15 protein-coding genes and 3 tRNA genes are annotated in these 12,743 nt (G+C 51.2%); 14 read left to right on the forward strand and 4 right to left on the reverse strand.

The window, feature by feature from the left end:
* Positions 1–226 precede the first annotated feature (226 nt).
* The 8 genes from O1723_RS08130 (at position 227) to sdiA (ending at position 7,378) form a co-directional block, all read left to right on the forward strand.
* Positions 227–1,525 carry a FliC/FljB family flagellin gene (locus O1723_RS08130; protein WP_023337476.1) on the forward strand — a complete coding sequence of 433 codons (1,299 nt, stop codon included), beginning with the start codon at positions 227–229 and terminating at the stop codon, positions 1,523–1,525.
* 163 nt (positions 1,526–1,688) lie between these two features.
* Positions 1,689–2,408, forward strand: coding sequence for an RNA polymerase sigma factor FliA (locus O1723_RS08135; RefSeq protein ID WP_014170714.1), 720 nt, complete (start codon positions 1,689–1,691; stop codon positions 2,406–2,408).
* A 54-nt stretch (positions 2,409–2,462) separates the two neighbouring features.
* A complete protein-coding gene (gene fliZ / locus O1723_RS08140) occupies positions 2,463–3,014 on the forward strand; it encodes a flagella biosynthesis regulatory protein FliZ (protein ID WP_014884383.1) in 552 nt (183 codons plus the stop codon).
* Positions 3,015–3,100: 86 nt separating this feature from the next.
* Entirely contained in the window at positions 3,101–3,901 is an 801-nt protein-coding gene (tcyJ, locus tag O1723_RS08145) for a cystine ABC transporter substrate-binding protein (RefSeq protein ID WP_014884382.1), read from the forward strand.
* Positions 3,902–4,008: 107 nt separating this feature from the next.
* Positions 4,009–4,995: a D-cysteine desulfhydrase gene (dcyD, locus tag O1723_RS08150; RefSeq protein ID WP_023330807.1), complete on the forward strand. Its 987-nt coding sequence runs from the start codon at positions 4,009–4,011 to the stop codon at positions 4,993–4,995.
* A gap of 21 nt (positions 4,996–5,016) precedes the next feature.
* Positions 5,017–5,685: a cystine ABC transporter permease gene (tcyL, locus tag O1723_RS08155; RefSeq protein WP_014884380.1), complete on the forward strand. Its 669-nt coding sequence runs from the start codon at positions 5,017–5,019 to the stop codon at positions 5,683–5,685.
* The gene (tcyN, locus tag O1723_RS08160) at positions 5,682–6,434 is read left to right on the forward strand and encodes an L-cystine ABC transporter ATP-binding protein TcyN (protein WP_014884379.1); all 753 of its coding nucleotides are present in this window, start codon (positions 5,682–5,684) and stop codon (positions 6,432–6,434) included. Before tcyL ends, tcyN begins: the two co-directional genes overlap by 4 nt.
* A gap of 221 nt (positions 6,435–6,655) precedes the next feature.
* Positions 6,656–7,378: a quorum-sensing transcriptional regulator SdiA gene (gene sdiA / locus O1723_RS08165; RefSeq protein ID WP_014884378.1), complete on the forward strand. Its 723-nt coding sequence runs from the start codon at positions 6,656–6,658 to the stop codon at positions 7,376–7,378.
* 66 nt (positions 7,379–7,444) lie between these two features.
* Here the strand turns inward: sdiA and O1723_RS08170 are convergent, their stop codons facing one another.
* Complete coding sequence (locus O1723_RS08170) at positions 7,445–7,669, reverse strand: DUF2594 family protein (protein WP_014832453.1); 225 nt, start codon at positions 7,667–7,669, stop codon at positions 7,445–7,447.
* A gap of 25 nt (positions 7,670–7,694) precedes the next feature.
* Positions 7,695–7,748: a hypothetical protein gene (locus O1723_RS08175; RefSeq protein ID WP_418885776.1), complete on the reverse strand. Its 54-nt coding sequence runs from the start codon at positions 7,746–7,748 to the stop codon at positions 7,695–7,697.
* Positions 7,749–8,133: 385 nt separating this feature from the next.
* Here O1723_RS08175 and uvrY point away from each other — a divergent pair, with 385 nt between their 5' ends.
* The 6 genes from uvrY (at position 8,134) to O1723_RS08205 (ending at position 11,670) form a co-directional block, all read left to right on the forward strand.
* The gene (uvrY, locus tag O1723_RS08180) at positions 8,134–8,790 is read left to right on the forward strand and encodes a UvrY/SirA/GacA family response regulator transcription factor (protein ID WP_023330806.1); all 657 of its coding nucleotides are present in this window, start codon (positions 8,134–8,136) and stop codon (positions 8,788–8,790) included.
* Entirely contained in the window at positions 8,787–10,619 is a 1,833-nt protein-coding gene (gene uvrC / locus O1723_RS08185; RefSeq protein WP_014884376.1) for an excinuclease ABC subunit UvrC, read from the forward strand. The genes uvrY and uvrC overlap by 4 nt, the downstream gene beginning before the upstream one ends.
* Before the next feature lie 56 nt (positions 10,620–10,675).
* Positions 10,676–11,224, forward strand: coding sequence for a CDP-diacylglycerol--glycerol-3-phosphate 3-phosphatidyltransferase (gene pgsA / locus O1723_RS08190; RefSeq protein WP_023337474.1), 549 nt, complete (start codon positions 10,676–10,678; stop codon positions 11,222–11,224).
* Between the two features lie 152 nt (positions 11,225–11,376).
* Positions 11,377–11,452 (forward strand) — tRNA-Gly (locus O1723_RS08195).
* A 46-nt stretch (positions 11,453–11,498) separates the two neighbouring features.
* Positions 11,499–11,572 (forward strand) — tRNA-Cys (locus O1723_RS08200).
* Positions 11,573–11,583: 11 nt separating this feature from the next.
* A tRNA-Leu gene (locus tag O1723_RS08205) sits at positions 11,584–11,670 on the forward strand.
* Positions 11,671–12,041: 371 nt separating this feature from the next.
* Here O1723_RS08205 and O1723_RS08210 read toward each other — a convergent pair.
* Together O1723_RS08210 and O1723_RS08215 are read right to left on the reverse strand one after the other, a co-directional pair.
* On the reverse strand, positions 12,042–12,269 hold the full coding sequence (locus O1723_RS08210) for a hypothetical protein (protein ID WP_248190960.1): 228 nt from the start codon (positions 12,267–12,269) through the stop codon (positions 12,042–12,044).
* 126 nt (positions 12,270–12,395) lie between these two features.
* Positions 12,396–12,614, reverse strand: a complete 219-nt coding sequence (locus O1723_RS08215) for a cold shock domain-containing protein (protein WP_023337451.1) — start codon at positions 12,612–12,614, stop codon at positions 12,396–12,398.
* Positions 12,615–12,743: the final 129 nt, after the last annotated feature.

Raw genomic sequence — 12,743 nt, forward strand, 5'->3', positions numbered from 1 at the left:
TATCGGCCTTAATGGGGGAAAGTTTACGGTTAATTTCTTTTTTTTAATGGCGGGAATAACGGTAATAGAGAAGAGTATTTCCGTGGCTAAAAAAATTATCGAGATCCTGAAAAAAAATCTAAAGGTTGTTTTGGACCAGACGATAACACCTTTGACGGCGATGAAGCCGAAGGGTGGAAACCCAAATCTAACCAAACAGATTTGATGAACAACAGGAATCGAAATCATGGCACAAGTCATTAATACCAACAGCCTCTCGCTGATCACTCAGAACAACATCAACAAGAACCAGTCTGCTCTGTCTTCTTCTATCGAGCGTCTGTCTTCTGGTCTGCGTATCAACAGCGCTAAAGATGATGCTGCGGGCCAGGCTATCGCTAACCGCTTCACGTCTAACATCAAAGGTCTGACTCAGGCTGCACGTAACGCTAACGACGGTATCTCTCTGGCGCAGACCACTGAAGGCGCGCTGTCTGAAATCAACAACAACCTGCAGCGTGTTCGTGAACTGACCGTTCAGGCGACCACCGGTACTAACTCTGATTCTGACCTGTCTTCAATCCAGGACGAAATCAAATCCCGTCTGTCTGAAATCGACCGCGTATCGGGTCAGACTCAGTTCAACGGCGTGAACGTACTGGCTAAAAACGGTTCTATGGCGATTCAGGTTGGTGCAAACGATGGCCAGACCATCAACATCGACCTGCAGAAAATCGACTCTTCTACTCTGGGCCTGGGCGGCTTCTCTGTTTCTCAGAACTCCCTGAAACTGAGCGATTCTATCACTACGATCGGCGATACCACTGCTGCATCGAAGAATGTGGACCTGAGCGCAGTTGCAACTAAACTGGGCGTGAATGCAAGCACCCTGAGCCTGCACGAAGTTCAGAACTCTGCGGGTAACGGTACTGGTACATTCGTAGTATCTTCTGGTTCCGACAACTACTCTGTGTCTGTAGACGCCACCTCTGGTGCAGTTAACCTGAACACCACTGACGTGACCTATGATGACGCTACCAACGGTGTTACTGGTGCAACTCAGAACGGTCAGTTGATCAAAGTAACTTCCGACTCTGCTGGCGCAGCTGTTGGTTACGTAACCATCCAGGGCAAAAACTACCAGGCTGGTACTAACGGCACCGACGTTCTGGCGAACAGCGGCGTAGCAGCGCCAACTACTGGTGTTGCTACCGGTACTCTGCAACTGAGCGGCGCGGCTGCAACTGCTGAGCTGAAAGGTACTGCAACTCAGAACCCTCTGGCTCTGCTGGACAAAGCTATCGCTTCTGTTGATAAATTCCGTTCTTCTCTGGGTGCGGTACAGAACCGTCTGAGCTCTGCGGTAACCAACCTGAACAACACCACCACCAACCTGTCTGAAGCGCAGTCCCGTATTCAGGACGCCGACTATGCGACCGAAGTGTCCAATATGTCTAAAGCGCAGATCGTTCAGCAGGCCGGTAACTCCGTGCTGTCCAAAGCTAACCAGGTTCCTCAGCAGGTTCTGTCTCTGCTGCAGGGCTAATCGCCTGATAATGCTCAAACCCCGCTTCGGCGGGGTTTTTTATTTAGCGCTATTCGCATAACCCCCCAAATAACCCCTCATTTCACTCACTATTCACCCGATTGAAACCCCTGCAGAATCGGATAATCATGCCGATAACTCAATTAACGCAGGGCTGTTTATCGTGAATTCACTCTATACCGCTGAAGGTGTAATGGATAAACACTCGCTGTGGCAGCGTTATGTCCCGCTGGTGCGTCACGAAGCATTGCGCCTCCAGGTGCGCTTGCCGGCGAGCGTGGAACTTGACGATCTGCTACAGGCGGGCGGTATCGGGTTATTGAATGCAGTTGACCGATACGACGCTCTGCAAGGAACGGCATTTACGACTTACGCAGTTCAGCGTATTCGTGGTGCGATGCTGGACGAACTGCGCAGCCGTGACTGGGTGCCGCGAAGTGTTCGCCGCAACGCCCGCGAAGTGGCGCATGCGATGGGGCAGCTGGAACAGGAACTGGGACGCAACGCAACGGAAACCGAAGTGGCGGAACGTCTTGGCATTGCTGTTGAAGAGTATCGTCAGATGTTGCTCGATACCAATAATAGCCAACTCTTCTCTTATGACGAGTGGCGCGAAGAGCATGGCGATAGCATCGAGCTGGTGACGGATGAACACCAGCAGGAAAACCCGTTACACCATTTAATGGAAGGGAATTTACGCCAGCGCGTAATGGAAGCGATTGAAGCGCTGCCTGAACGCGAACAGCTGGTGTTGACCCTTTATTACCAGGAAGAGCTTAATCTCAAAGAGATTGGCGCTGTTCTGGAGGTGGGGGAGTCGCGGGTGAGCCAGTTGCACAGCCAGGCCATTAAACGCTTACGAACCAAGCTGGGTAAGTTATAGGTGATTTTTTCACCCGAAAAATGCCGCACAACGTATTGACAACCAGGAGTTATCATGACGGTGCAGCAATCAAAAAGACGGCCTTTAAGCCGCTACCTGAAAGACTTTAAACACAGCCAGACGCATTGCGCCCACTGTAAGAAACTACTCGATCGTATCACGCTGGTTCGCCGTGGCGAGATCGTGAATAAAATCGCGATCTCTCGCCTCGACACGTTGATGGACGAAGCGGCGTGGCTCGAAGAGCAGAAAGAGTGGGTGGCGCTTTGCCGTTTCTGTGGCGATCTCCATTGCAAAGAGCAAAGCGACTTCTTCGACATTATCGGCTTCAAACAATTCCTGTTTGAACAAACGGAGATGAGCCACGGCACCGTGCGCGAATATGTGGTTCGCCTGCGCCGCCTAGGACAGCATCTGACCGTTAACAACATCTCTCGCGATCTGCTAAAAACCGGTTATCTGGATGAGAATCTGGAGCCGTGGCTGCCTGCCACCAGCACCAACAACTACCGTATTGCGCTGCGCAAGTATGCGCAATATAAGGTACAAATGCCGGGCGCGATGAAGCAGAAAGGCCACGCCGGAACAACTTCTGATATATATTAAAAAAGAATAAGATGTAGCGCAGTCGCCTTTGACGTCGCAGGCGATTTCTCTACACTACGTAAAAATTCTACGCTATCGGGGTATTTATGAAATTAGCACTTCTGGGTCGTCAGGCGTTGATGGGCGTTATGGCCGTGGCGCTGGTTGCGGGTATGAGCGTGAAAACGTTCGCTGCAGAAAATCTGCTGAACAAAGTAAAAGAGCGCGGAACGCTGCTGGTTGGGCTGGAAGGAACCTATCCTCCGTTCAGCTTCCAGGGCGACGACGGCAAACTGACCGGTTTTGAAGTGGAATTTGCCGAAGAACTGGCAAAACACCTCGGCGTGAAAGCCTCCCTGAAACCGACCAAATGGGACGGTATGCTGGCATCGCTGGATTCCAAACGCATTGACGTGGTGATTAACCAGGTGACCATTTCTGACGAGCGTAAGAAGAAGTATGACTTCTCCACGCCGTACACCGTGTCCGGTATTCAGGCGCTGGTGAAGAAAGGTAACGAAGGCACCATCAAAACCGCGGCCGACCTGAAAGGCAAAAAAGTGGGTGTCGGCCTGGGCACGAACTACGAAGAGTGGCTGCGCCAGAACGTTCAGGGCGTGGACATCCGTACCTATGATGATGACCCGACGAAATACCAGGATCTGCGCGTAGGTCGTATTGACGCCATTCTGGTTGACCGCCTGGCCGCGCTGGATCTGGTGAAGAAAACCAACAACACTCTGGCGGTTGCCGGTGATGCGTTCTCTCGTCAGGAATCCGGTGTTGCGGTCCGTAAAGGTAACGAAGACCTGGTGAAAGCGATCGACGCTGCGATTGCTGATATGCAAAAAGACGGCAGCCTGAAGGCGCTCTCCGAGAAGTGGTTCGGCGCAGACGTCACCAAATAAGTCTTTGACGTGAAAAAAAGGCGCTTTTAAAAGCGCCTTTTTTATTTCTTACGCGTCTGCGTGCATAATGAAAAATATCACATTTTGTCTGAGTTACCGGAGAACCCATGTCACTACAGAATTTAACGCGCTTTCCCCGCCTGGAGTTTATCGGCGCGCCGACTCCGCTGGAGTATCTGCCGCGATTTTCTGATTACGTAGGACGCGATATTTTCATTAAGCGCGATGACGTGACGCCGATGGCGATGGGGGGCAACAAGCTGCGTAAGCTGGAGTTTCTGGCCGCGGATGCACTGCGTGAAGGGGCGGACACGCTCATCACCGCCGGGGCAATCCAGTCCAACCACGTTCGTCAGACGGCGGCAGTCGCGGCGAAGCTTGGTCTCCATTGCGTGGCACTGCTGGAAAACCCAATTGGCACGCGGGCAGAAAATTATCTCACAAACGGTAATCGTCTGCTGCTGGATCTGTTTAATGTGCAGGTGGAGATGGTCGATGCGTTGACCGACCCGACTGCCCAGCTCGACGAACTGGCTACGCGCCTCGAAGCGCAGGGTTTCCGTCCTTATGTTATCCCTGTCGGCGGTTCGAATGCGCTGGGCGCGCTGGGTTATGTGGAAAGTGCGCTGGAGATCGCGCAGCAGTGTGAGGGGGCGGTGAGCCTCTCCTCCGTGGTTGTCGCGTCTGGCAGTGCAGGCACGCACGCCGGGCTGGCGGTGGGGCTGGAGCAGCTTATGCCCGAGGTGGAACTGATAGGCGTGACGGTGTCCCGCAGCGTTGCGGATCAAAAGCCGAAAGTGGTCACGTTACAGCAGGCGGTGGCAGAGCAGCTGGCGCTTAAGGCAAAAGCCGATATTCTGCTCTGGGATGACTATTTTGCGCCGGGCTACGGCACGCCTAATGAAGAGGGGATGGAGGCGGTTAAACTGCTGGCGCGCCTTGAGGGTATACTGCTTGATCCGGTCTATACGGGTAAAGCGATGGCCGGGCTTATAGATGGCATTACGCAGAAACGCTTTAAGGATGAAGGGCCGATTTTATTTGTGCACACCGGCGGGGCGCCCGCGCTGTTTGCTTATCATCCTCATGTCTAAAAATCAGGTCGAAAAATAATAATGCAAGAAAGTATACAACTGGTTATTGATTCCCTGCCGTATCTGCTGAAAGGTGCGGTATTTACGCTCCAGCTGAGTATTGGCGGGATGTTCTTCGGCCTCGTGCTGGGCTTCGTGCTGGCCTTAATGCGTATGTCGCCCATTCTGCCGGTACGCTGGCTGGCGCGTTTTTATATCTCCGTGTTTCGCGGTACGCCACTCATTGCTCAGCTCTTTATGATCTACTACGGTCTACCGCAATTCGGTATCGAGCTGGATCCGATCCCGGCGGCGATGATTGGTCTGTCGCTCAATACGGCGGCCTATACCTCTGAAACCCTGCGCGCGGCAATCTCGTCCATTGATAAAGGTCAGTGGGAAGCGGCGGCCAGTATCGGGATGACGCCGTGGCAAACATTGCGTCGCGCTATTTTGCCGCAGGCTGCGCGTGTGGCGCTTCCGCCGCTGAGCAACAGCTTCATCAGCCTGGTCAAAGATACCTCTCTGGCCGCAACGATTCAGGTGCCTGAACTGTTCCGTCAGGCGCAGCTTATTACCTCGCGCACCCTTGAAGTCTTCACCATGTATCTGGCTGCCTCGCTGATTTACTGGGTGATGGCAACGGTGTTGTCTGCTCTGCAAAACTATTTTGAAAACCAGCTTAACCGCCAGGAGCGTGATCCAAAATGAGTGCTATCGACGTTAAAAACCTGGTGAAAAAATTCCATGGTCAAACGGTGCTCCACGGGATCGATCTGGAAGTGGAGCAGGGCGAAGTGGTGGCGATTATCGGGCCGAGCGGGTCGGGAAAAACGACGCTGCTGCGCAGTATTAACCTGCTTGAACAGCCGGAAGGGGGCACCATCCGGGTCGGGGAGATTACGATTGATACCGGTAAATCCATCAGCCAGCAGAAAGGATTAATTCGCCGTCTGCGTCAGCATGTGGGCTTTGTGTTCCAGAACTTCAATCTTTTTCCGCACCGCACGGTACTGGAAAACATTATTGAAGGGCCGGTCATCGTAAAAGGTGAGCCAAAAGAGGACGCGACGGCGCGTGCCCGCGAGCTGCTCGCTAAAGTTGGGCTGGCAGGTAAAGAGACCAGCTATCCGCGCCGCCTGTCAGGAGGCCAGCAGCAGCGCGTGGCGATAGCGCGTGCGCTGGCGATGCGCCCTGACGTGATCCTGTTTGATGAACCGACCTCGGCGCTCGACCCCGAGCTGGTGGGCGAGGTGCTGAACACCATTCGGCAGCTGGCACAGGAAAAGCGCACGATGGTCATCGTGACCCATGAAATGAGCTTTGCTCGTGACGTGGCGGACAGGGCCATTTTCATGGACCAGGGGCGGATTGTGGAGCAGGGGCCGGCGAAAAGTTTATTTGCGGATCCTCAACAGCCGCGAACCCGTCAGTTCCTTGAAAAATTCCTCATGCAGTAGCATTTTTGTCCTTATTTGCTCCTGAAATCTTTTCTGGAGCAAATTATTCTCCCTGTTGCCCCGGGCGTCTGCTTTTTTATTCCACCCGAAGCAGATAAGCCTTATCAATAGTAAAGTTAATTGTGTTATTGCCGATATTTTGTGGTTAGAAATAAGTTTTATGTGTTAGGTTATATTCACCATAATAATGATTATCTTTTCAGAGGCTTCTTTTAGTAAGTATGAAGGATTCAGACTTTTTCACCTGGCGACGGGATTGCTTCCTCCGGTTTCAGGAATTGACCTGTGCCGACGAGGTATATCAGGAACTTCAGCGACAAACGCAGGCGCTTGAATTCGATTATTACGCGCTCTGCGTGCGCCATCCCGTGCCATTTACGCGACCCAAGGTCTCGCTGCAAACCACTTATCCAAAGCAGTGGATGGCGCAATATCAATCCGCGAACTATTTCGCGATTGATCCGGTTTTAAAGCCGGAGAATTTCATTCAGGGTCATCTTCCCTGGACGGACGCATTATTCGCGGATGCGCAGGAGTTATGGCATAACGCACAGGATCACGGTTTACGCACGGGAATAACGCAGTGTCTGATGCTGCCTAATCACGCGCTCGGTTTCCTCTCGGTTTCCCGTACGAGTGTGCAGGATGTGCCGTACAGGCAGGAAGAAATAGAACTACGGTTGCAAATGCTGGTGCAAATGGCATTAACCACGCTGTTGCGTTTTGAAGATGGGATGGTGATGCCGCCAGAGATGAAATTCAGCAAGCGTGAGCGGGAAATTCTGAAATGGACTGCGGAAGGGAAGACGTCAGCGGAAATAGCGATCATTCTCTCCATTTCAGAGAATACGGTTAACTTCCATCAGAAGAATATGCAGAAAAAATTCAATGCACCCAACAAAACCCAGATTGCTTGTTACGCGGCGGCAACGGGACTGATCTGATTAGAGAGTACGTTCTGCGTGACAGACGAGCGGACGGCTGAATGCAGTGCATCCAGCCGTTTTTTGTTACTGGCGGTACGCTTGTTTAATTTGCTTAACGGTGTTTGCAAATACAGCCGATTCCGCCTGGTCTTCCATCTGCGCGATTTGCTTTTCCATTTTAATGATCACACGACCAGCATCAGCCTGGCCCATCGCCTGCAGCATCAGCGTCAGCAGTGCTTTCAGGCAGTTTACTTCCTGTGCCAGTTCCTGGTTATTCTCCGCAGTGGCAAATTCAGGTGTGCTCATTTATTTTCCTCATTATTAAACGGCGCTAAAGCGCGACGACGAAAGTCAAGGCGGCGGAGTATACCACAAGCTGAAGCAAAAAATGCAGCGGTTGTTTTTCGTACTTTTACTGCGCTGTTTATTTGCGTAAACTCCGCCAGGCGGTAGACTGATGCCCTGGTATGACTATTAATTGTTTATGAGTGGTTTGCTTACCGTTAATTATTGTTACAAAAATCTGAAAACTGTTTTCCCCGAGGAAAAGGAGCAAGGTTTTTGTAACTTTTTGAATACGGATGCTTAAAAAAAAGCGCAAAAGCCCTGATGGCAAGGACTCTCTTTCCACGGACTGTACAGGCTAATTTCCAAAAACGAGAGCAAAATCGAATAGCCGATTTTTTAACGTTTTAATCTTGTGAGGAAAACCGTTAATATAAACCAAATTACCACTCAGTAGCGTTATCCCTATTCTGGAGACATTTCCTTTGATCAACGTCCTTCTTGTTGATGACCACGAACTGGTGCGCGCAGGGATACGACGCATTCTTGAAGATATAAAAGGGATTAAAGTTGCCGGAGAGGTGTGCTGTGGGGAAGATGCCGTAAAATGGTGCCGCACAAACTCCGCCGATGTGGTGCTGATGGATATGAACATGCCCGGCATCGGTGGCCTTGAGGCAACGCGCAAAATTGCGCGTACCTTCGTAGATACCAAAGTCATCATGCTGACCGTGCATACTGAAAATCCACTGCCTGCGAAAGTGATGCAGGCGGGTGCGGCCGGTTACCTGAGCAAAGGTGCCGCTCCGCAGGAGGTCGTCAATGCCATCCGCTCCGTGTTTGCCGGGCAGCGTTACATCGCCTCTGACATTGCGCAACAGATGGCTTTGAGCCAGATCGAACCCGAGAAAAACGAGTCCCCGTTTGCCAGTTTGTCTGAGCGCGAATTGCAGATTATGCTGATGATCACGAAAGGTCAGAAGGTAAATGAGATCTCGGAACAGCTGAACCTCAGCCCGAAAACGGTGAACAGCTATCGTTATCGAATGTTCAGTAAACTGAACATTCATGGTGATGTTGAACTGACTCATCTGGCCATCCGACATGGTTTATGTAATGCGGAGACGTTGTTAAGTCAGTGAGTGATGTGTTCGATTCAAAAGCATTTCTGAAAACGGTAACCAGCCAGCCTGGCGTCTATCGGATGTATGACGCTGGCGGTACGGTTATCTATGTGGGGAAGGCGAAAGACCTTAAAAAACGCCTTTCCAGCTATTTTCGCAGCAACCTTGCCTCCCGTAAGACTGAAGCGCTGGTCTCTCTCATTCATAATATTGATGTCACCGTCACGCATACCGAAACCGAAGCCCTGCTGCTTGAGCACAATTATATAAAGCTCTATCAACCGCGCTATAACGTGCTGTTGCGGGACGATAAATCCTATCCGTTTATCTTTCTCAGTGGCGATACTCATCCGCGTCTGGCGATGCACCGTGGTGCAAAACACGCGAAGGGGGAATATTTTGGTCCTTTCCCGAATGGCTATGCCGTGCGGGAGACGCTCGCGCTGCTGCAAAAAATCTTCCCGATTCGTCAGTGCGAAAACAGTGTCTACCGTAACCGCTCGCGTCCGTGTCTGCAGTACCAGATTGGTCGCTGCCTGGGCCCCTGTGTTGCCGGGCTGGTCAGTGAAGATGAGTATGCCCAGCAGGTGGACTATGTACGCCTGTTCTTAGCCGGAAAAGACGATCAGGTGTTAACCCAGCTGATCGCGCGGATGGAAAAAGCCAGCGCCGCACTTGAGTTTGAAGAGGCCGCACGGATCCGTGACCAAATTCAGGCGGTGCGCCGGGTCACCGAGAAACAGTTTGTCTCGAATACCGGTGACGATCTCGACGTTATCGGCGTATCCTTTGACGCCGGAATGGCCTGTGTTCACGTGCTGTTTATCCGCCAGGGCAAGGTACTCGGCAGCCGCAGCTATTTCCCCAAAGTGCCTGGTGGTACCGAGCTGGGGGAAGTGGTGGAAACCTTTGTCGGCCAGTTCTATCTACAGGGAAGCCAGATGCGCACGCTCCCCTCGGAGATCCTGCTCGATTTCAACCTTGACGATAAAACCCTGCTGGCCGATTCGCTTTCCGAGCTGGCGGGCCGTCGGGTCAACGTACAAACCAAACCCCGCGGCGACAGGGCGCGTTATCTGAAGCTCGCGCGGACCAACGCGGCGACGGCCCTGACCACAAAATTGTCTCAGCAATCGACGGTCAGCCAGCGGTTAACCGCGCTGGCAACGCTCCTGAAGTTGCCGGAAGTGAAACGTATGGAGTGTTTCGATATCAGCCATACGATGGGTGAGCAGACGGTAGCATCCTGCGTCGTGTTTGATGCTAATGGCCCGCTGCGCGCCGAGTATCGACGCTATAACATCACCGGCATTACGCCGGGGGACGACTATGCCGCCATGAATCAGGTGCTGCGTCGTCGTTACGGTAAAGCGATTGAAGAGAGCAAGATCCCGGATGTGATCCTGATTGACGGTGGTAAAGGCCAGCTTGGCCAGGCGAAAGCGGTATTTGAATCGCTCGACGTTGAGTGGGACAAAAACCATCCGCTGCTGTTAGGTGTGGCGAAAGGGGCCGATCGTAAGGCGGGTCTGGAGACGTTGTTCTTCGAACCGGAAGGTGAGGGCTTCAGTCTGCCGCCAGACTCTCCGGCGCTGCATGTTATCCAGCATATTCGCGATGAATCGCACGACCATGCTATCAGCGGGCACCGTAAAAAACGGGCGAAGGTGAAAAATACCAGTACTCTGGAAACCATTGAGGGCGTCGGGCCAAAACGTCGCCAGATGCTGCTGAAGTATATGGGCGGATTGCAAGGATTACTCAACGCCAGCATGGAGGAAATTGCAAAAGTGCCGGGTATTTCGCAAGGGCTGGCAGAAAAGATCTACTACTCGTTGAAACATTGAGGGCTCTGTAGCAACATAGAGCTAAATTTTACTGACAACAAATAGTTACCGTCACTATGCAATATAATATCCCTACGTTGCTCACTCTCTTTCGTGTTGTACTCATTCCGTTCTTCGTGCTGGCGTTTTATCTGCCGGTTGTGTGGGCACCTTTTGCCTGCGCATTGATCTTCCTTATCGCAGCGGTAACGGACTGGTTTGATGGCTATCTGGCGCGTCGCTGGAATCAAAGCACCCGCTTCGGCGCGTTTCTCGATCCCGTAGCGGATAAGGTCATGGTTGCTATCGCGATGGTGCTGGTGGCTGAACACTATCATACCTGGTGGGTGACGCTGCCTGCGGCAACCATGATCGGCCGTGAAATCATCATTTCTGCGCTGCGTGAGTGGATGGCGGAGTTGGGTAAACGCAGCAGCGTGGCGGTCTCCTGGATCGGGAAAGTGAAAACGACCGCACAGATGGCGGCGCTGGTCTGGATGCTCTGGCGTCCAAACGTCTGGGTTGAGTGGGCGGGAATTGGTCTGCTGTGGGTAGCGGCAGTGCTGACGCTGTGGTCAATGCTGCAATATTTGAACGCTGCGCGCGGGGATTTGCTTGATCAGTGATCGTTTCGCCGTAATTTTCAGCAAACGATCCAGGGAAGCAAAAAATAACGTTGACTCATAACGTCATATCAGTAGAATGCAACGCATCGAACGGCGGCACAGCAAGCCGGACGATAATGAAATCAAGTGTTTAGAAGTTGACTTGATGACATGCGGGAATAGCTCAGTTGGTAGAGCACGACCTTGCCAAGGTCGGGGTCGCGAGTTCGAGTCTCGTTTCCCGCTCCAGATTAAAGACATGCGCAATAGCGGGTGTCAGTTAGAAAAGTTTTACGGCGCGTTAGCAAAGCGGTTATGTAGCGGATTGCAAATCCGTCTAGTCCGGTTCGACTCCGGAACGCGCCTCCACTTTCTTCCCTGGCCGGATGGTGGAATCGGTAGACACAAGGGATTTAAAATCCCTCGGCGTTCGCGCTGTGTGGGTTCAAGTCCCACTCCGGCTACCATGGGAAACAAAGAATAATCAAAGCAATAAGCAGTGTCGTGAAACCACCGAAAGGTGGTTTTTTTGTGTTTGAAATCTATGTTACTTATTAGTAATTGTCATTTTTTCCCCGCCTGCCTACCGCACCATTTTTACTCTTCAATCATGAAGTGCTTTCTGGACTATGTCTTTTTACTTATGCCGTTACGTAAATGTGATTATGTTACTGCTGGTGAAATGATGAAAAACGGCAGGAGTCGAGGCAACACTGGTGTATCGGTAGGCTTCATAAAAAAAAGCCTACATAAAGCAGGCGATAAGAATGATGCATAGTTATTATAATGATGGTAAAGCGTAACAGTTTTCTAAAATTAGAACTGTAAAATCCGATAGTTACAAATATTTAGAGGCTGCATCAAAGATTTCCTGTGAGGCCAGTTCCCGATCAGATGCAACATAGATAACCTCATGGTCACCTGTTAAGGACGGGAAACCTGCCGACATGATCTGTAGATTGACTTCTTCTCCGTTGGGATACGCTTCACGTATTGATGTAACCCCTTTAAGTACCGAGATAGCTATGCAAGGTTTTCCATTAAAAAAAACGATCACTTTTTTCATATATCACCTTGTATTTTGTCGTTGTTTTTCAAGCCGCAAATTTCCAATGGGGTTCTATTTATATTTTTCCACAAAGGGCCGTTTGCTTGCTAAAGGTCTCATCGTCGTCGTAGCGCAATGATAATATTACTTATCGCAGAGCATTACGTTGGCTGCCGCTGGGCCTTTATTACCGGCAATAATAGCGAATTCGACCTTTTGGCCTTCGAAAAGCGTATTGACACTTTCTTCCTGTAAGGCAGAAAAGTGAACAAATACATCTTTACTTCCATCGAGAGGGGAGATAAATCCAAAGCGCTTATCTTCGTTATACCACTTGACCAGACCTAAGATCCTGGATGACATAAAATACTCCATTTGAAGACGTTTAGAATAACAACGTTATGATAGGGAACGTATAAACGTATACGTATGAACTCAAAAGGAGGGGATATCAGAGATAGCGCCTGGTTAAGAGGACTGACTGGAAAAATA

It is taken from the genome of Enterobacter cloacae complex sp. HYC080_NIDB (genome assembly GCF_056673325.1).